The organism is Micromonospora sp. CA-248260, from assembly GCF_050942205.1.
GTDB classification, from domain to species: domain Bacteria; phylum Actinomycetota; class Actinomycetes; order Mycobacteriales; family Micromonosporaceae; genus Micromonospora; species Micromonospora antibiotica.
This window is the reverse complement of sequence record NZ_CP192021.1, coordinates 67,497-85,058: the sequence shown is the minus strand read 5'-3', so window position 1 is coordinate 85,058 and position 17,562 is coordinate 67,497. Positions and strand designations below refer to the sequence as shown.

Here is a 17,562-nt window from a genome sequence, read left to right as displayed (position 1 = left end):
ATTAGGGGGAGTCCCGGTGGGGAATCAAGGCGGGTGGGCCCTCCATCACATCAGTGCAATCGCTTGCACACAAAGGGTGTTCGCTCAATTTCCAACGATTGCTGTCAATACATCGTCGAGCGTGACCACACCCAGGGGGCGGCGACCGTCGCTCACCAGCACCATGTGCCGCCGCTCGCGTCGCATCGCCAGCAGCAGATCGGCCAGCGTACGGTCCGGTGGCACCACGGCCAGCGGCCGGTAGACCTCGGCCGGCACCGGCGCTCGACGGGACGCCCCGGCGTACCCCAGGACGTCCTTGACGTGCACGAAGCCCAGCACCCTGCGGGTGGAACGCTGCACCACCGGGAAGCGGGACCGGCCGGTGGTGGTCGCCAGCACCTCCAGAGAGGCCGGTGAGACGTCCTCGGCCACCGTGGTCACCGTCGACCACGGCTGCAGCGCGTCCGCCGCCGTCCGGGCGTGCAACGCCAACGCGCCGGTGATCCGGGCGTGCTCCTCGGCGTCGAGCAGCCCCTCGGTACGGGCCTGGGCCACCAACCCGGCCAACTCCTCGGCGGTGAAGACCGTCTTGACCGCGTCGGCGGCCTCCACCGCCCACAGCCGCAGCACCTGCCGGGCCGCCCACTTCATCGCCAGCAGCAGCGGCTTGGTGGCCAGGCAGAACGCCAGCATCGCCGGCCCCAGCCAGAGCGCCGACGGCTCCGGCCCGGCCAGGGTGATGTTCTTCGGCACCATCTCGCCGACCACCGTGTGCAGGAAGACCACCACGCCCAGGGCGATCAGGAAGGAGACCGGGTGCACCGCGCCCGCCGGCAGCAGCACCGCGTGGAACACCGGCTCCAGCAGGTGGGCCAGGGCCGGCTCGGCGATCGCGCCCAACCCGAGCGAGCAGACGGTGATGCCGAGCTGCGCCCCGGCGATCATCAGCGGGATCTGGTTCATCGCCGACAACGCCCACCGGGCCCGCTTCGAGGTCGCGGCCAACGGCTCCACCACCGTGTGCCGGGACGCGATCAACGCGAACTCGCTGCCCACGAAGAACGCGTTGCCGAGCAGCAGCACCACCGCCACCAGCAGCTCAGTCATCGACGTGCGGCTCCTCGGGGCGAACCACCCGGACCTGTTCGATCCGGTGCCGCTCCACCTCGACGACGGTGAACTCGTAACCGTCCGCCCCGGTCGTCTCGCCGGGCAGCGGGATGTGCCCCAGCCGGGCCATCAGGAACCCCGCCAGCGTCTCGTACGGCCCCTCGGGGAGCCGGAAGCCGGTCTGCTCGTACAGTTCGTCCTCCCGCAGCACCCCGTCGACCAGGACGGTCCGTTCCCCACCCGGCACGGTCAGCCCGGTGTCGTGGGCGTCGTCCACCGTGGCCGGGTCGAACTCGTCGGCGATCTCCCCGACCAGCTCCTCGACCAGGTCCTCGACGGTCACCACCCCGTCGGTGCCGCCGTACTCGTCGACCACGATCGCCAGGTCGGACCCGGCGGCCTTCAACGCCGCCAGCACGCCGTCGAGGTCGAGGCTCTCCGGCACGTACACCGGCTCGCGGGCGACCGAGGCGACGGTGGTGCCGGCCCGCGCGGCCAGCGGCACCCCGAGCGCGTCGGGTACGGCCGCGACCCCGGTGACCAGGTCGAGGGTCTCCTCGTAGACAGGGAACCGGGTCCGACCGGTCCGGCGGGACAGGTCGAGCAGCTCGGCGACGGTGGCGGTGGCCCGCAGCGCGATCACGTCCACCCGGGGGGTCATCGCCTCGGCGGCCCGCTTGTCGCCGAAGCGGATGGTGCGCCGCAGCAGCATGGCGGTGTCCGGTGGCAGCGCCCCGGCGCGGGCCGAGATGGCCGCGAGCAGGCCCAGTTCCTCCGGGGAGCGGGCGCTGGCCAACTCCTCCTGCGGCTCCACCCCGAGCTGGCGGACCAGCCGGTTGGCCGAGTTGTTCAGCCCTCTGATCAGCCAGCCGAAGGCCCGCGAGAAGGCGCGCATCGGCCCGGCGGTGGCCAGCGCTGCCGGCATCGGCCGGGCCAGCGCCAGGTTCTTCGGCACCAGCTCGCCGAAGAGCATCGAGAGCAGGGTGGCCAACGCCAGGGCGAGCAGCGGACCGAACCGGTCCGCACCGCCCAGCGGGGCCAGCAGCGGGTCGAACAGCCGGGCGAGGGCCGGTTCGGCCAGGTAGCCGGTGAGCAGCGCGGTGAGGGTGATGCCGAGCTGCGCCCCGGAGAGCTGGAAGGACAGTTCGCGCAGCGCCCGACGGACGGTGGCGGCGGTGGTGTCGCCGGCCTCGGCCCGCCGGTCGATCTCCGCCCGATCGACGGTGACCAGGGCGAACTCGGCCGCAACGAAGAACGCGTTGCCGGCGGTCAGCAGCACGAAGCCGACCAGGGGCAACAGCGTACCGAGCAGCAGAGAGTCGATGGGCGTGATTGTTTCACGACCGCGTCCCGCAGTCACCGGGGCGTGGCTCACCGTCACCGGCGTCGTCGGATCGGCCCAGCGGCGGGACTCGCGCCACCGGGTTAGCGTGGACGGCATGGCACCACTCACCCTCGCCGACGAACTGGTCCTGCTCGCCTACGACGACACCGGGGTGAACCGGCTCGGCCGGCCCCACCTCGACTACGGGCTGTCCGGGGCGGTCCTGCTGGAGCTGGCCCTCGCCGGTCGGGTCGAGGTGGCCGACGACCGGCTGGCGGTGACCGACCCGACTCCGGTCGGCCGGCCGGTGCTCGACGACGCCCTCGCCCGGGTGGCCGCCGACGGCAAGCGTCGCCGACCCAAGGACTGGATCAGCCGGCTGGCCAAGGGGCTGCCCGACCGGGTGCTGTCGGGTCTGGTCGACACGGGGGTGCTGCGCCGGGACTCCGACCGGGTGCTGCTGGTCTTTCCGCGTACCCGCTATCCGTCGCCGACCGGCGCGGAGCCGACGGCGGAGACGGCGGCCCGGCAGCGGATGCTCGACGCGCTGCTCGCCGACGGCCCGGTGGAGGCCCGGACGGCCGCGCTGCTCGGCCTGACCCGGGCGGTGGGGCTGGACCGCAAGCTCTTCCGGGAGCTGCCCAAGGAGCGGCTCAAGGCCCGCACCACGGAGATCGCCGACGGGGACTGGGCGTCCGCGGCGACGAAGAAGGCGATCGAGGAGACCCAGGCCGCGATCATGATGGCGACCACGGTGACCACCACGGCCGCCATCATCACCACCACGACGTCCTGACGACCGCTGCGGCGGCGGCACCGGTGGGTGCCGCCGCCGTCGTGCGTCCGCCCCGGCGGGGGTACGACCTCAGCCGGCGGTCGGCGCGGTCTCCTTCTCGCCCGGCGCGGTGTCCGGCTTGACCGAGCGCAGCAGCACGCTGGCCACGTCGACCACCTCGACCTGCTCGCCGGCGCCCTTGCCGTTCACCCCGTCGTTGAGCATCGTCGAGCAGAACGGGCAGCCGACGGCGACCGTGCGCGCCCCGGTGGACATGGCCTCCTCGACCCGGTCCACGTTGATCCGCTTGCCGATCTTCTCCTCCATCCACATCCGGGCGCCGCCGGCGCCGCAGCAGAAGGAGCGCTCGCTGTTGCGGGGCATCTCGATCAGGGTGCCGTCGGCGCTGCCACCGCCGTTGACGGCGCTGCCGAGCACCTCCCGGGGCGCCGCGAAGACCCGGTTGTGCCGGCCCAGGTAGCAGGGGTCGTGGTAGGTGACGCCGCCGTCGACCGGCTGCACCGGGGTGAGCTTGCCGGTGCTGACCAGGTGGGCCAGGAGCTGGGTGTGGTGGACCACCTCGAACTCGCCACCGAGCTGGCCGTACTCGTTGCCGAGGGTGTTGAAGCAGTGCGGGCAGGTGGCGACGATCTTGCGCTTGGTCTTGTCCCGGCCCTCGAACGCCTCGTTGAGGGTCTCGACGTTCTGCTGGGCGAGCATCTGGAAGACGAACTCGTTGCCGATCCGGCGGGCCGGGTCACCGGAGCAGGTCTCGCCCTCACCGAGGATGGCGAAGGAGACGCCCGCCTCGTTGAGCAGGGTGGCGACCGCGCGGGTGGTCTTCTTGGCCCGGTCCTCGAACGCCCCGGCGCAGCCGACCCAGAACAGGTACTCGAAGTCGTCGACCTCGCCGACCCGGGGCACCGGGAAGCTCAGGCCCTTGGTCCAGTCCTCGCGGGTGTTCTGCGGGGCACCCCACGGGTTGCCCTTGTTCTCCAGGTTGCGCAGCATGACGCCGGCCTCGGACGGGAAGCTCGACTCGATCAGCACCTGGTAGCGCCGCATGTCGACGATGTGGTCGACGTGCTCGATGTCGACCGGGCACTGCTCGACGCAGGCCCCGCAGGTGGTGCAGGACCACAGCACGTCCGGGTCGATCACACCGCCGGCCTCGGCGTCACCGATCAACGGCTTGTCGGCCTCGGCGAGGGTGAGCACGTCGAGGTGGGCGAGCTGCGCCGCGGTGGCCTTCTCCTCGCCGGTCAGGTCCTTGCCGCCCCCGGCCAGCAGGTAGGGCGCCTTGGCGTACGCGTGGTCGCGGAGGCTGAGCACGAGCAGCTTGGGCGACAGCGGCTTGCCGGTGTTCCAGGCCGGGCACTGCGACTGGCAGCGCCCGCACTCGGTGCAGGTGCTGAAGTCGAGCAGCCCCTTCCAGGTGAACTGCTCGACCTGGGCGACGCCGAACTGGTCCTTCTCGGGGTCGGCCTCCTCGAAGTCGAGCGGCTTGCCCTGGCTCGTCATCGGCCGCAGCGGGCCGAGCCCGGAGCCGGCCGGCCGGTCCGGCTCGCGCTTGAAGAAGATGTTGAAGAACGCCAGGAAGCGGTGCCAGGCGACGCCCATCGTCACGTTCAGCGCGATGACGATCAGCCAGGTCATCGAGATGACGATCTTGATGAGGGCGGCGATGCTCACGCCGGCCGGCCAGGCGGGCAGCAGCGCGCCGACGGCGTGGCTGACCGGGGTGGCCCAGAGCGGGTACTCGAAGTGGTCGGTGGCGACCTTGAAGCCCCGGATCACGAACCCCATGACCAGCACGGCGAGGACGACCGCCTCGACGAAGTAGCCCTGCCACATGGTGGAGCCGGTGAACCGGGAGCGCCCACCCGGCCGGGTCGGCCGGTTGCGGATCCGGATCGCGATCAGCACTGCGATGCCGACCGTGCCGAGCACCGCGATCACCTCGGTGACCAGGCCGTACACGGCGAGGCCACCGATCAGCGGCAGCCCGCCGGTCGACGAGACGACCTCGAAGTACGCCTCCAGCACGAGCAGTGACAGCACGATGAAGCCGACCATCACGAACCAGTGCGCGGCCCCCACCACGCCCCACCTGAGCATTCGGGTGTGGCCGGCCGTCTCGACCAGCATGGTCTTCGCCCGGGTGCCCTTGTCGGTGAACCGCTCCGGCGCGGGTTGCCCCAGCCGGATGACGGCCACCATCTTCCGCACCGCACGCACCGCGAGCCACACCGCCACCGCGGTGATGGCGGCGGCGAGGACCGTGGTGACGATCTGGACGCTGCCCATCGAGTTGGCCTCCCGGTCTGCTGCCTGGCGAGCGGCGCGGCGGCCGGGGCCGGTTCAGGAGGTGCCCGGCCTGCCGCCGCCGCACCCCCGACCGGACCGGTCGACGACCTCGCTCCGCTCGGTCATGCGGTGCAGCCTACGCGAAAGTTACCCGACGGTAACGTGAATCTTCTCGCACCAGGCCACGCCGCCCTGCGGACACCATAGGGGGCCCGACGCCGAAGCGCCGGGCTGGGGGCGTACGCGATGACCTGGGTCGTGTCGTGGAGGGCGCCGCAGCGCCGGGCTCAACGCCAGCGGGAGAGCAGCACCAGGGAACCCACCATCGCGCCGAAACCGACCGCGAGGTTCCAGTAGCCCCACGAGGCGACCGGATACTCCTGCTCGGAGAGGTAGTAGACCACCAGCCAGCCGATGCCGCCGACGATCAACGCGACAGCGGTCACCGGCAGCCACACCGGGCTAGGCTTGCGCGTCGCCGCGGTCGTCGTCGGACGGACGTCCGTCGGCGGGGTGTACACCTTCTTCTTACGGACCTGAGACTTGGGCACGACGCTCTCCAGAGGGGTGACGACCTCGTCCGGCCTGACAACCGGGCGCGGGGGCGACGGTCCATGGCCAATAATGTTCGACAGCTAGCGTAGTCCGGAAGGCCGGTTCAGGCCATGAATGGGGTCGATCCGGTGCCCACGGTGACCGGATTCGGTCGGGTCGACGCGCCGTCGACGACCCGATCCGCACCGTGACGGGCGTCACCAGACGACGGGAGAGGAACGCAGGGTGGAGTACACATCCGGTGCGGCGTCCTGGCAGAAGGCCATGCGCCGGGCGGTCGCCGCCTTCCTGCCCCGCCGCCCCCGGCAGCGCCGACCGGGCTGGTCGATCGGCGTGCCACTGATCGCCGCCGCCGCCGGACTGCTCTTCACCACCACGGCGACCACGGCGGGCGGCACCGCCCTGCGGGAGGACCGCCGGCCCCAGCTCACCCAGCTGATCGAGGACCGCCGGGAGCAGGTGGCCGCCAGCGAGCTGCGGGCCGCCCGGCTGCGCGCCGACGTGGAGGGCGAGACCGAGACCCTGGCCGACACCGACGCACCGATCAAGGAGCAGCGGGACCGCGCCCAGGGCCTCCAACAGGCGGCCGGCTTCACCGCGCTCACCGGCTCCGGGGTGACGGTCGAGTTGAACGACGCCCCCCGCCGCAACGACGGCACCCTACCCAAGGGCGCCACCAACGACGACCTCGTCGTCCACCAGGGTGACGTGCAGGCCGTGGTCAACGCGCTCTGGGCCGGAGGCGCGGAGGCCATGTCCATCATGAACGTCCGCGTGCTCTCCACCAGCGCGGTACGCTGCGTCGGTAACACCCTGCTGCTGCACGGCCGGGTGTACTCGCCACCATTCAAGATCGTAGCAATCGGCGATCCCGCTGCCCTCCAGCAGGCCCTCGCCGGCTCGCAGGGAGTCGGGTTGTTCAAGCAGGCGGTCGACCACTACCAGCTCGGCTACTCCGAGCACGTCGGCTCCGTCACCGTGCCCGCGTTCGAGGACTCCACGGCGCTGCGATCGGCGACGGTGCCGCGATGACCCGGCAGGGCGGGGGTCCGCACGGCGGCGACCAGCACGACGAGCCGACCGCGTTCCTCCCCAGGGTCGACCGGTCCACGCCGCCCGCCGCCACCCGCACCGAGCCGGCCCGCCCGGAACCCACCGGCCCCTGGCCCACCCCCGTGCTCCCGGCACGCCAACCGCCACCCGCCTGGCCGGGCGGCCCCGCCCCGGCACGGGCCACGGTCGGGGCGTACCCGGGAACGGGCCGGTGGAGCGCGGCCGGCCGGGACCGGACCACCCGGCGGACCCGGCGGCCACGGCGCTGCTGCCGGTGGTGCCGGCCCGACCGAACAACCCGGCGCTGGACTCCACCGCCCTGATGGGGGCGGTGCCGCCCGCCCCCGAACACCCCGGCTCCGGCGAGCCCGCCCCGCCACCACCCCCGCCCCGGCGGGGTGAGCGGGTCGTGCAGCTGCGCCCGGAACAGACCGGGGAGGGCTACAAGAGCGTCTACTCGGAGCTGACCCGGCCCAGCTTCGGCTCACGGCTGCGCACCGGGGTACGGGTCAGCGGCGAAGTGCTGATCACCTTCGGACTGGTGGTGCTCCTGTTCGCCGGGTACGAGATCTGGGGCAAGTCCGCCCTCGTCGACGCCCACCAGAGCAAACTCAACAAGCAACTGGAACAGGCGTGGGGCCCGACCGGCGACCCGACGGTCAGCCCGAGCACCCCGGCCAAGCAGGTCGCCCCCGCCGAGGGCAAGCCCATCGCCGGGCTCTACATCCCCAGCCTCGACAAGAACTGGGTGGTCGTCGAGGGCGTCACCCAGGAGGACATCCGGTACGCCCCCGGCCACTACCCGAAGAGCGCGCTCCCCGGCGAGGTGGGCAACTTCTCCGTGGCCGGGCACCGCAACCGGGCCACCTTCTGGCGGCTGGACGAGCTGAAGACCGGAGACGCGATCCTGCTGGAGGGCAAGCAGGACTGGTACGTCTACAAGGTCTACCAGACCCGGATCGTCCGCCCCGACCAGGTAGAGGTCGTCGCTCCGGTGCCGGGCGAGCCGAACGCGAAGGCCACCCGCAAACTGCTCACCCTGACCACCTGCAACCCCAAATTCGACAACTACCAGCGGCTGATCGTCCACGCCGAGCTCGACCGCGCGCAGCCCAAGTCCGAGGGCCCACCGCCGGAACTGCGAGGCTGACCACGGTGTACTCGTTCATCTGGCGCAAGCTGCCCTTCGGGCTGCCCGGCAAGCTCATCGGATCGGTGCTGCTCGCCACCGCGACGGTGGCGCTGCTCTGGTATGTGATCTTCCCCTGGGCCGAGCCGCTGCTGCCCTTCGACGACGTCCAGGTGACCCAGGACTCCGGCAACCCGGGCGGCGACTCCGCCGTCGATCCCGACGCGCCGGCCGGCGACGGGCACGACCTGCCGTACGACACCGACCGCAACAACACCCCACCCGCCCCCTCTCCGGACCAGTGAGCCCATGCGTGTCCTCGTGATCGACAACTACGACTCCTTCGTGTTCAACCTCGTGCAGTACCTGGGCCAGCTCGGGGTGGAGTGCGAGGTCCGACGCAACGACGAGATCGACGTCGCCGAGGTCGGCCGGGTCGGCGCGGCGGGCGTCCTGCTCTCGCCGGGGCCGGGCAGCCCGGACCGCGCCGGCATCTGCCTCGACGTCATCCGCCGGTACGCCGGGGAGCTGCCGATCTTCGGCGTCTGCCTCGGCCACCAGGCGATCGGTGAGGCGTTCGGCGGGACCGTCACCCGGGCACCGGAGCTGCTGCACGGCAAGACCTCCGAGGTGCGGCACCACTCCGTCGGGGTGCTGGCCGGCCTGCCGGACCCGTTCACCGCCACCCGCTACCACTCGCTGGCGGTGCTCCCCGAGACGCTCCCCGACGAGCTGGAGGTCACCGGCTGGACGGAGTCCGGTGTGGTGATGGCGATGCGGCACCGGACCCTGCCGATCGAGGGGGTGCAGTTCCACCCGGAGTCGGTGCTCACCGAGGGCGGCCACCTGATGCTGGCGAACTGGGTCGCCGCCTGCGGCCACCCGGAGGCCCTGGAACGCGCCCCGGAGCTGGCCGCCGAGGTCGACGCCCGCCGCCGGGCCGCCTTCGCCACCAACTGACACGGCCGACGCCGCCCGAGCGCCGGGGCACGCGCCGACCGGTGCCGGTCGGTCACCGCCGAAAGAGCCAGGCCCGGTCCAACCGGACCGGGCCTGAACGTCATCGCAGGGTACGGGTCACTGGTCCTCGACCCGGAACGGCGGGGTGGGCGGCAGCGGGAACCCGCCCCCGGTGCCGTCACCGGGCGGTGTGGTGGTCGGCACCGGCGTGGTCGGGGTCGGCGGGGTCGGCGGCTCGGTCACCTCCGGCACGCTCACCACGATGGTGACCGTGCTCCCCTTCGTCTTCTTGGTGCCGGCCTTCGGGTTCTGGCTCTGCACCTTGCCGGCCTCGTCCGCCGGCACCTCCGAGCCGAGTTCGGGGTTGGCCTTGAAACCGGCGTTCTCGATGGCCCGGATGGCTTCCGCCTGGCTGAGGTCCTTGACGTTCGGCACCTCACGGACGTTGCCCCGGGAGACGGTCAGGGTGACCTTGGTGCCCTCCGGCACCTTCTCCCCCTCGGGCGGGGACACGTCGAGGACGATGTCCTCGTTCTCCTCGCTGTCCTTGTCCACGACGGTGACGACGAACTTCGCGTCCTTCAGGCGAGCCTGCGCGCTGTCGACCTTGCTGCCCTTGAGGCCGGTCGGGATGCTTACCTCGGGCTTGCCGCCGCAGATGTTCACCGTCACCTGACGGTTCTCGGCCAGCGGGGTGCCGGCCGGCGGGTCCTGCCGGGCGACCGTACCCACCTTGCAGGTGCTGTCGAAGACCTGGTCACCGGTCGCCGGCACCAGGCCGGCGTTGCGGATCTCGGTGAAGGCGGCGTCCTGCGTCTTGCCCGCCAGGTTGGGCACCGGGCTCGTCTTGGGCTCGTCGCCGTTCATCAGCAGGGCCGCGACCAGGGCGATCACCGCCAGCACCCCGACCGCCGCGAACGCCGCGATCACCCAGGCGGAACTCTTGCGCCGCTGCGGGTCACCGACCCGGGCCGGGATGTGCCGGGTCTGCTGACCGACCATCTGCGTCGGGTAACCGGCCGCAGCCGCCGCCATCGGGGTGGTCTCGTCCTGGCTCATCACCGGGGTCGCCATCACCGGCCGGCCGGCGGCGGCACGGAGCAGGTCGGCCCGCATCTCACCGGCGCTCTGGTAGCGGTTGAGCGGGTTCTTGGACAGCGCCTTCAGCACGATCGCGTCGATCGCCGGGGTCACGTCCGGGTTGATGTCGCTGGGCGTCGGCGGGGCCTCCCGCACGTGCTGGTACGCCACGCTGACCGGGCTGTCGCCGACGAACGGCGGATGACCGCAGACCAGTTCGAACAGCACGCAGCCGGCGGCGTACACGTCGGAGCGGGCGTCGACGGCCTCGCCGCGCGCCTGCTCCGGGGAGAGGTACTGGGCCGTGCCGATCACCGCGCTGGTCTGGGTCATCGTGGTGGCACCGCTGGCCAGGGCACGGGCGATGCCGAAGTCCATCACCTTGACCTGACCGGTCTGGGTCAGCATCACGTTGCCGGGCTTGATGTCCCGGTGGATGATCCCGTGCCGGTGGCTGAACTCCAGGGCCGCGCACATGTCGGCGCAGATCTCCAACGCCCGGCGCGGCTGGAGCCGCCCCTCGACGCCGAGGACCTCCTTGAGGGTCCGCCCGTTCACGAACTCCATCACGATGAACGGGAGGGTCTCGCCGGTCGGGGCGGTCTCCTCGCCGGTGTCGTAGACGGCGACGATCGCCGGGTGGTTCAGCGAGGCGGCGTTCTGCGCCTCGCGGCGGAACCGCATCTGGAAGGTGGCGTCCCTGGCCAGGTCTGTCCGGAGCATCTTGATCGCGACGTCCCGACCGAGCCGGAGGTCCCGGCCGCGGTGCACCTCGGCCATGCCACCGTAACCGAGCAGCTCGCCGACCTGGTACCTGCCACCGAGCAGGCGGGCCTGGGCTGTCATCGCGTTCGTCGTCCTTCGCTCGTCGTCGTCTCGCCGGCACCCGGTTCGAGCCGTACCACCCGACGGTACGACGTCCCGGCCGGATCGTCGCGTCCGAAGGCACTCAGCGCGCCGGACGTCATCTGGGGCGCGCTGGGATCACCGGCGCTGGTCCGCTGTCGCGCCGCGTAGGCGAGCACCCCGGAACAGACCAGCACCAGTACCGCCAGCAGAATCGCCAGGGTCACCATGCCGGACCGGGAACGCTGTGGCGGGGCCGGGGGTGGGAGCGGCTGCCGGGCGTACCCCATGGGTCGGTCGACACGCAGCGGGGCCGACGGGACTGCCGCCGCGCCCCGGGGCTGCTGCGGATAGGGCCGGGTCATCGGGGTGGCCTGGACCGGCGGGCGCTGCTGCGCCACCGGTGGCTGCGGGTGCCGGGCTGCTACCGGCGGCCTGGCCTGACCGCTGACGGGTGGCCGGGACTGCCCACCGACCGGCGGACGGGCCTGCCCGCTGACCGGCGGACGGTGCTGGTGGGCCAGCGCCGCCGGCTGCTGCCGGGGTACGGCGGGCACCTGGGCCCGGGCCATCGGGCCGGCGGGGGAGGCCGGCGCCGCCCCGGAGACCGGGCCACCCGAGACCGGACCACCGGACACCGGACCACCGGACACCGGGCCGGGATGTCCGCCCCCCGCTCGGGCCTGCTGGGAAAGGACCTGCTTGGCCTGCCGGGCAACGGCGGCCAGGGCGGCGGCGCTCGGCCAGCGGTGGCCGGGCTCCTTGGCCATGGCCCGCTCCACGATCGCCTTGACCTGCGGCGGGATGTCCCCGGGCAGGGCCCGGGGAGTGTCCCGGACGTGCCGCATGGCGATTTCGAGGGGGTTGTCGCCTTCGAAGGGTCGCCGACCGGCCAGGCACTGGTAGGCCACGACACCGAGGGCGTACACGTCGGAGGCGGGGGTGGCCACCGCGCCGGTGGCCTGCTCGGGGGAGATGTACGAGGCGGTGCCGAGCACCGATCCGGCGGCGGTGAGCTGACCGACCAGCTCGGACCGGGCGATGCCGAAGTCGGTCAGCACCAGCGTCCCGTTGGGCCGGACGAGCAGGTTGCCCGGCTTGACGTCCCGGTGCACGATGCCCTTCTCGTGGGCGGCGTGCAACGCGTCGGCGGCCTGGGCGAGCAGCGCCATCGTCCGGGCCGGGGTGAGCCGGCCGACCCGGCTGAGCGTCGCCGACAGGGCGTCGCCCTCGACGTACTCCATCACCAGGAAGGCGATCTCCTGGTCGCTGCCGAAGTCGTAGACGTCGACCACGCCGGGGTGGTTGATGGTGGCCATGGTGCGCGCCTCGCCCCGGAACCGTTCGGCGAAGCCGGGCTCGTCGAGCAGCGCCGGGAGCAGGCTCTTCACCGCGACCGTACGGCCCAGCACCTGGTCGGTGCCGCGCCACACGTCGCCCATGCCGCCGCTGGCGATCCGCTCGTCGAGACGGTAACGGTTGCCGAGCTGCACCCCGGGGCTGAGCATGTCAGCGGCCCCCCGCATCGGCGATGGCCGCCTGCATGATCTTGCCGCCGATCCGGGCCGCCTCGGCGCTGCCGCCGCTGCCGGCCTGCTCCAGCTCCACGCAGACCGCGGAGACGGCGTTGCCGTTCTTGTCCAGCGCGAAGCCGATGAACCAGCCGTGGTCGGGCCGGTCCGGGGCGGACTGGGCGGTGCCGGTCTTGCCGCCGACGGTGTAGCCGTCGATGTCCGCCGAGCTGCCGGTGCCGTTCTTGACCACGCTGACCATCATGTCCCGCAGGTCGTCGGCGACCTGACCGCTGACCGGCTGGCGCAGCTCCCGGGGCTGGGCGTTGTAGTAGCTGGTGGTGCGGTCCGGCCCGAGGAGCTGCTTGACCAGGTAGGGACGCATCTGCCGGCCCTTGTTGGCGACCGAACCGGCGATCAGCGCCCCCTGGAGCGGGGTCATCCGGACGTTGTTCTGGCCGATCGAGGACTGCGCCAGCGCGGCGGGGTCGGTGCCGCCGTCGGGGTTCTGCATGTCGCCGGTCCGGCTGGCCGCCACCGGCAGGCCCCCCTCGCCGAGCTGCCCGACGGTGAGGTCGTCCTGCTCGAAGCCGAACTGCCGGGCCTTCTCCTTCACCGTGTCCGCGCCGAGCTTCACGCCGAGCTGGGCGAAGCCGGTGTTGCACGACTCGGTGACCGCGTCCATCAGGGTGACCTGCGCCTCCGGGCAGATCGACGGGGCGGCGTTGCGGATCGGCGTGCCCGAGGTCGGCGGGGTCCAGCTGGGACCGGCCGGGATCTCGGTGTCCTTGCCGACCCCGTTCTCCAGGGCGGCGGCGGCTATCACGATCTTGAAGGTGGAGCCGGGCGGCAGCACCTCCGACAGCGCCCGGTTCTTCAGCGGGCCGTCCGGGTCCTGCTCGTACTTGTTGTAGGCCGCGGAGGCCACGTTGGTGTCGTGGTCGACCAGCGGGTTCGGGTCGAAGCTGGGCATCGAGACCAGCGCCTGCACCGCACCGGTACGCGGGTCGATGGCGATGGCCGCGCCCTTCTTCACCCCGTTGCGGTTGTTGCGCAACTGTTCGTAGGCGGTGTCCTGGGCCCGCTTCGAGATGCTCAGCAGCACGTTGCCGCCGCCGCTCTCGTCGCCGGTGAACATGTCCTTGATCCGGTTGCCGAGCAGGGCGTCGCTGGTGCCGGCGAGGAAGTCGTTCTCCAGCCGTTCGATGCCGGTGTCACCCAGGTTGACCGGCTTGTAGCCGAGCACGTGGGCGTACTTCGTCCCCGACGGGTAGCTGCGCTGGAACTTCAGCTTGCCGCCGGTCTCCTTGCTGGTGGCCACGGCGGTGCCGCCGGCCTCGATGTTGCCCCGCCGGCGCTCGTACTCGGCCACCTGGACCCGGCCGTTGTAGTCGCTGTTGCGGTATTCGTCCGCCTTGTAGGCCTGGATCCAGTTCAGGTTGGCGAAGAGCAGACCGAACAGGACCATGACGACGACGCCGACGCGGCGCAGGGGCGCGTTCACGGGCGGATCACCTCCGTGGGAGCACCGTGCAGCTGTTCCGGCGGGCCGCCACCCGGCCGGGCCGCCGGGCCGCCACCCTGGGCCACCGGCCGCCGGGCGGCGTCGGAGATACGCAGCAGCACCGCGATGAGCAGCCAGTTCGCCATCAGCGACGAGCCACCTGCGGACAGGAACGGGGTGGTCTGACCGGTCAGCGGAATGAGCTTGCTGATCCCGCCGACGATCACGAAGACCTGGAGCCCCAGGGTGAAGGCGAGACCACCGGCGACCAGCTTGCCGAACGAGTCCCGCACCGCCAGCCCGGCCCGCAGCCCCCGCTCGACGACGAGCAGGTAGACCACCAGCAGCGCGGTCAACCCGAACAGGCCGATCTCCTCACCGATGCCGGCGAAGATGAAGTCGTTCTGCACCTCGGGGATCTCCAGCGGCTCCCCGGCACCCGGCCCGGACCCGAACAGGCCACCGCTGCCCAGGCCGAGCAGCCCCTGCACCAGCTGGTAACCCCGGTCGTACGGCTCGGCGAACGGGTCGAGCCAGATCTCCGCGCGGGTGTAGAAGTTGGCGAACGGCCCACCCACAGTGCCACCGAGCACGTACGCGAGGTAGGCGCCGCCGAAGAAGAGGACGAGACCGATCAGCAGCCAACTGACCCGTTCGGTGGCGATGTAGAGCGTCACCACGAACATGCCGAAGTAGAGCAGCGACGTGCCGAGGTCCTTCTCGAAGACCAGGACCAGCAGGCTGATCAGCCAGACCCCGACCACCGGGCCGAGATCCCGGCCACGCGGGAAGTCGATGCCGAGGACGCGGCGGCTGGCCAGCGACAGCACCTCACGCTTGCGGACCAGGTAGTAGGCGAAGAAGACAAGCAGTGCGAGCTTGGCGAACTCACCGGGCTGGATGCTGAACCCACCGACCCGGATCCACAGCTTCGCGCCGTTGATCTCGGAGAACCGGCCGGGCAGCACCGCCGGGATCATCACCAGCACGATGCCGGCCAACCCCAGCGTGTACGCGTACCGGGAGACCGCCCGGTGGTCGCGCATCACCACCAGCAGCCCGGCGGCCAGGATCACCGCGGCCAGCGTCCAGGCCAGCTGGCGGCCACCGGTGCCGGCGAAGATGGCCAGCGTCTCCCGGTCGGCGGGAGCGGCCTTGCCCAGGTCGAGGCGACGCAGGAAGCCCACCCCGATGCCGTTGAGCAGGGCCACCGCCGGTAGCAGGGCAGGATCGGCGAACGGTGCCAACCACCTGATCACCAGGTGCATACCGAAGAAGACCAGCCCCAGCGCGGCGGCCGGCATCCAGAAGTCGCGGGTGACGGTGTCGAGCAGGTTCGCCTCGACGATCGCCCCGTACGCGGCCACCAGCACCATCGCCAGCGCCAGCAGGGACAGTTCGGCGTTACGCCGGGACCGCGCCATACGTACGCCGGGCCGCTCGCCCGTCGTGGCGGGCGAGACTACCGGCTGGGCCGCTGCGGTCAAGAAGGTGTCCCTCGGATCTCAGCCGGCGGTCACTCGGGCGACCGGCAGCCCGCCGGGTCTCCGGCCGGCGGAACCGCGTCGGAGGCCGAGGCGTCGGGTGTGGTGGGCGGCGTGGGGGTGCCGGTGACGATCGGCACGCCGGTCGCGCCGGGGCTAGTCGCCCCGGGGCTCGGCGGCACCGTTGAGTTCGCCGGCACCGGGGAGCCGGTGACGAGGGAGGGAACCGGCGGGCAGACCGGCTTCAGGTTCGGGTTGCCCGGGTCCTCGCTGGTCAGCTCGGCCAACCGGCGCAGCGCGTCCGGCCGGCTCTTGGCCTGGATGCCCTGCTTGACCTGCTCCTGGGCGGCCAGGGTCAGGTCGTCGAGCTTGGCCTGGCTGGTCGAGTTCACGCTGGACAGGTCGAGGCCGGCGACCTGGCCGGGGACCCCCCGGAAGACCGCGAGCTGCCCGTTGTCGGTCGCCCCGACGTAATACTGCCGCTGGGTGTAGCTCCAGCCGGCGAAGAGGCCACCACCGAGGATGACCAGCAGGGCCGCCAGCATCGCCACGGTACGCAGCGGCCGGCGGGGGCGCTCCGGGTCGTCGTCCCGGTTGGCGGCGGGTTCCTCCGGGGCGGGCGGTCGCGGGGCGGCCAGCGCCGACGCGCGGGCCGCCGGGGTGGAGTCGTCGGCCGCGGTGGCCATCCCCCGGTCCCGGGCGGCGGCCCCGCCGACGATCGGGCTCGCCTCGACGATGTCCTGGTCGGTGGCGTCCGCGATGATCACGGTGATGTTGTCCGGGCCGCCGCCGCGCAGGGCCAGCTGCACCAGCCGCTCGACGCACTGCTGCGGGTCGGTGTACTCCCGGAGGCTGTCGCCGATGGTCTCCGCGCTCACCACACCGGAGAGGCCGTCGCTGCAGATCAGGTAGCGGTCCCCGGGCAGCACCTGCCGGACGCTGTATTCCGGGTCGATGTCCCGGCCGTCGAGGGCGCGGGTGAGCAGCGAGCGCTGGGGGTGGCTGCTCGCCTCCTCCGCGCTGATCCGTCCCTCGTCGACGAGCATCTGGACGTAGGTGTCGTCCTTGGTGATCTGGGCGAACTCGCCGTTGCGCAGGAGGTAGGCACGCGAGTCGCCGATGTGGACCATGCCGAGCTTGCTGCCCGAGAAGAGGGTCGCGGTGAGCGTGGTGCCCATCCCCTCCAGCTGCGGGTTGGCGTCCACGGTGTCGCGGAGCTGCTGGTTGGCGGTGCCCACGGCCGATCGCAGCGCGTCGACGAGCGCGTCCCCCGGGACGTCCTCGTCGAGCGGCGCCATGGCACCGATGACGATGTTGCTGGCGACGTCACCGGCGGCCATGCCGCCCATGCCGTCGGCGACGGCGAGGAGCCGCGGCCCGGCGTAGACGGAGTCCTGGTTTCCGTCTCGGATCAGACCGCGGTCGCTGTGGGCCGCATAGCGCAGGGTCAGAGTCATGGCCGTAATTCGAGAGAGGTGCGGCCGATACGGATCGGCACGCCGAGGGGGACGGGGGTTGGTCCGGTGACCTTAGCGCGATCGAGGTACGTGCCGTTAGTCGAGCCGAGATCCTCGACGAACCACTGACCGCCCCGGGGCACCAGCCGGGCGTGCCGGGCGGAGGCGTAGTCGTCGGTGATGACGAGGGTGGAGTCCTCGGCCCGACCGATGGTGATCTGCGCTTCGCCGAGGGTGATCCGGGTGCCGGCGAGCTGGCCGGCGGTGACCACCAACTGGTGGGCCGCCCGGCCCCGCTTCGCCTTCGCCGGTTTCGCCGCCTGCTGCTGGGTCGAGGCGCCGACCCCCCGCGGCGCGGCCACCAGCCGGCCCGACCGGGCACCGGCGAACAGATCCCGACGGATGACACCCACCACCGTGAACACGAAGATCCACAGCAGGATGAGGAACCCGAACCGGGCGACGGTGATGACGAGTTCCGGCAA

15 protein-coding genes are annotated in these 17,562 nt (G+C 71.9%); 5 read left to right on the top strand and 10 right to left on the bottom strand.

Going from position 1 to position 17,562, the window contains the following annotated elements; genetic code table 11:
* Nucleotides 1–84: 84 nt before the first annotated feature.
* Both ACQP2H_RS00415 and ACQP2H_RS00410 read right to left on the bottom strand, forming a co-directional pair.
* Nucleotides 85–1,089: a hemolysin family protein gene (locus ACQP2H_RS00415; RefSeq protein ID WP_219465458.1), complete on the bottom strand. Its 1,005-nt coding sequence runs from the start codon at nucleotides 1,087–1,089 to the stop codon at nucleotides 85–87.
* Nucleotides 1,082–2,389: a hemolysin family protein gene (locus ACQP2H_RS00410; RefSeq protein ID WP_255598825.1), complete on the bottom strand. Its 1,308-nt coding sequence runs from the start codon at nucleotides 2,387–2,389 to the stop codon at nucleotides 1,082–1,084. Before ACQP2H_RS00410 ends, ACQP2H_RS00415 begins: the two co-directional genes overlap by 8 nt.
* A gap of 142 nt (nucleotides 2,390–2,531) precedes the next feature.
* Between ACQP2H_RS00410 and ACQP2H_RS00405 the strand changes: the two genes are divergently transcribed.
* Complete coding sequence (locus ACQP2H_RS00405; RefSeq protein ID WP_255597803.1) at nucleotides 2,532–3,212, top strand: GOLPH3/VPS74 family protein; 681 nt, start codon at nucleotides 2,532–2,534, stop codon at nucleotides 3,210–3,212.
* Between the two features lie 69 nt (nucleotides 3,213–3,281).
* Here the strand turns inward: ACQP2H_RS00405 and ACQP2H_RS00400 are convergent, their stop codons facing one another.
* Nucleotides 3,282–5,498: a (Fe-S)-binding protein gene (locus ACQP2H_RS00400; protein WP_219465453.1), complete on the bottom strand. Its 2,217-nt coding sequence runs from the start codon at nucleotides 5,496–5,498 to the stop codon at nucleotides 3,282–3,284.
* Nucleotides 5,499–5,785: 287 nt separating this feature from the next.
* On the bottom strand, nucleotides 5,786–6,049 hold the full coding sequence (locus ACQP2H_RS00395; protein ID WP_208565236.1) for a cell division protein CrgA: 264 nt from the start codon (nucleotides 6,047–6,049) through the stop codon (nucleotides 5,786–5,788).
* Nucleotides 6,050–6,278: 229 nt separating this feature from the next.
* On the opposite strand from ACQP2H_RS00395, the gene ACQP2H_RS00390 reads away from it, so the two are divergent.
* The 4 genes from ACQP2H_RS00390 to ACQP2H_RS00375 all read left to right on the top strand — a co-directional run bounded on the left by ACQP2H_RS00390 (nucleotide 6,279) and on the right by ACQP2H_RS00375 (nucleotide 9,195).
* Nucleotides 6,279–7,085, top strand: coding sequence for a DUF881 domain-containing protein (locus ACQP2H_RS00390; RefSeq protein ID WP_208565235.1), 807 nt, complete (start codon nucleotides 6,279–6,281; stop codon nucleotides 7,083–7,085).
* A gap of 232 nt (nucleotides 7,086–7,317) precedes the next feature.
* Nucleotides 7,318–8,256, top strand: coding sequence for a class E sortase (locus ACQP2H_RS00385; RefSeq protein WP_433230360.1), 939 nt, complete (start codon nucleotides 7,318–7,320; stop codon nucleotides 8,254–8,256).
* A gap of 5 nt (nucleotides 8,257–8,261) precedes the next feature.
* Nucleotides 8,262–8,540, top strand: a complete 279-nt coding sequence (locus ACQP2H_RS00380; RefSeq protein ID WP_208565233.1) for a hypothetical protein — start codon at nucleotides 8,262–8,264, stop codon at nucleotides 8,538–8,540.
* 4 nt (nucleotides 8,541–8,544) lie between these two features.
* Nucleotides 8,545–9,195, top strand: a complete 651-nt coding sequence (locus ACQP2H_RS00375; RefSeq protein WP_208565232.1) for an aminodeoxychorismate/anthranilate synthase component II — start codon at nucleotides 8,545–8,547, stop codon at nucleotides 9,193–9,195.
* A 117-nt stretch (nucleotides 9,196–9,312) separates the two neighbouring features.
* Here ACQP2H_RS00375 and pknB read toward each other — a convergent pair whose 3' ends face one another.
* The 6 genes from pknB to ACQP2H_RS00345 form a co-directional block, all read right to left on the bottom strand.
* The gene (gene pknB, locus ACQP2H_RS00370) at nucleotides 9,313–11,121 is read right to left on the bottom strand and encodes a Stk1 family PASTA domain-containing Ser/Thr kinase (protein WP_433230356.1); all 1,809 of its coding nucleotides are present in this window, start codon (nucleotides 11,119–11,121) and stop codon (nucleotides 9,313–9,315) included.
* Nucleotides 11,118–12,629 (bottom strand): serine/threonine-protein kinase, encoded by a 1,512-nt coding sequence (locus tag ACQP2H_RS00365; RefSeq protein ID WP_219470500.1) that lies wholly within the window; start codon nucleotides 12,627–12,629, stop codon nucleotides 11,118–11,120. The genes pknB and ACQP2H_RS00365 overlap by 4 nt, the downstream gene beginning before the upstream one ends.
* Before the next feature lies 1 nt (nucleotide 12,630).
* Nucleotides 12,631–14,136 carry a peptidoglycan D,D-transpeptidase FtsI family protein gene (locus ACQP2H_RS00360; protein WP_433230353.1) on the bottom strand — a complete coding sequence of 502 codons (1,506 nt, stop codon included), beginning with the start codon at nucleotides 14,134–14,136 and terminating at the stop codon, nucleotides 12,631–12,633.
* Entirely contained in the window at nucleotides 14,133–15,560 is a 1,428-nt protein-coding gene (locus ACQP2H_RS00355) for an FtsW/RodA/SpoVE family cell cycle protein (RefSeq protein WP_208565229.1), read from the bottom strand. Before ACQP2H_RS00355 ends, ACQP2H_RS00360 begins: the two co-directional genes overlap by 4 nt.
* 92 nt (nucleotides 15,561–15,652) lie before the next feature.
* Nucleotides 15,653–17,077: a PP2C family protein-serine/threonine phosphatase gene (locus tag ACQP2H_RS00350; RefSeq protein WP_219465447.1), complete on the bottom strand. Its 1,425-nt coding sequence runs from the start codon at nucleotides 17,075–17,077 to the stop codon at nucleotides 15,653–15,655.
* Nucleotides 17,074–17,562 (bottom strand): FHA domain-containing protein FhaB/FipA, encoded by a 489-nt coding sequence (locus tag ACQP2H_RS00345; RefSeq protein ID WP_433230349.1) that lies wholly within the window; start codon nucleotides 17,560–17,562, stop codon nucleotides 17,074–17,076. The genes ACQP2H_RS00350 and ACQP2H_RS00345 overlap by 4 nt, the downstream gene beginning before the upstream one ends.

Excerpts from the sequence above, each read along its gene's own strand:
- ACQP2H_RS00400 (WP_219465453.1), bottom strand. The coding sequence starts at position 5,498 with ATGGGCAGCGTCCAGATCGTCACCACGGTCCTCGCCGCCGCCATCACC.
- ACQP2H_RS00405 (WP_255597803.1), top strand. The coding sequence starts at position 2,532 with ATGGCACCACTCACCCTCGCCGACGAACTGGTCCTGCTCGCCTACGAC.
- ACQP2H_RS00350 (WP_219465447.1), bottom strand. The coding sequence starts at position 17,077 with ATGACTCTGACCCTGCGCTATGCGGCCCACAGCGACCGCGGTCTGATC.
- ACQP2H_RS00415 (WP_219465458.1), bottom strand. The coding sequence starts at position 1,089 with ATGACTGAGCTGCTGGTGGCGGTGGTGCTGCTGCTCGGCAACGCGTTC.
- ACQP2H_RS00375 (WP_208565232.1), top strand. The coding sequence starts at position 8,545 with ATGCGTGTCCTCGTGATCGACAACTACGACTCCTTCGTGTTCAACCTC.
- pknB (WP_433230356.1), bottom strand. The coding sequence starts at position 11,121 with ATGACAGCCCAGGCCCGCCTGCTCGGTGGCAGGTACCAGGTCGGCGAG.
- ACQP2H_RS00365 (WP_219470500.1), bottom strand. The coding sequence starts at position 12,629 with ATGCTCAGCCCCGGGGTGCAGCTCGGCAACCGTTACCGTCTCGACGAG.
- ACQP2H_RS00355 (WP_208565229.1), bottom strand. The coding sequence starts at position 15,560 with ATGGCGCGGTCCCGGCGTAACGCCGAACTGTCCCTGCTGGCGCTGGCG.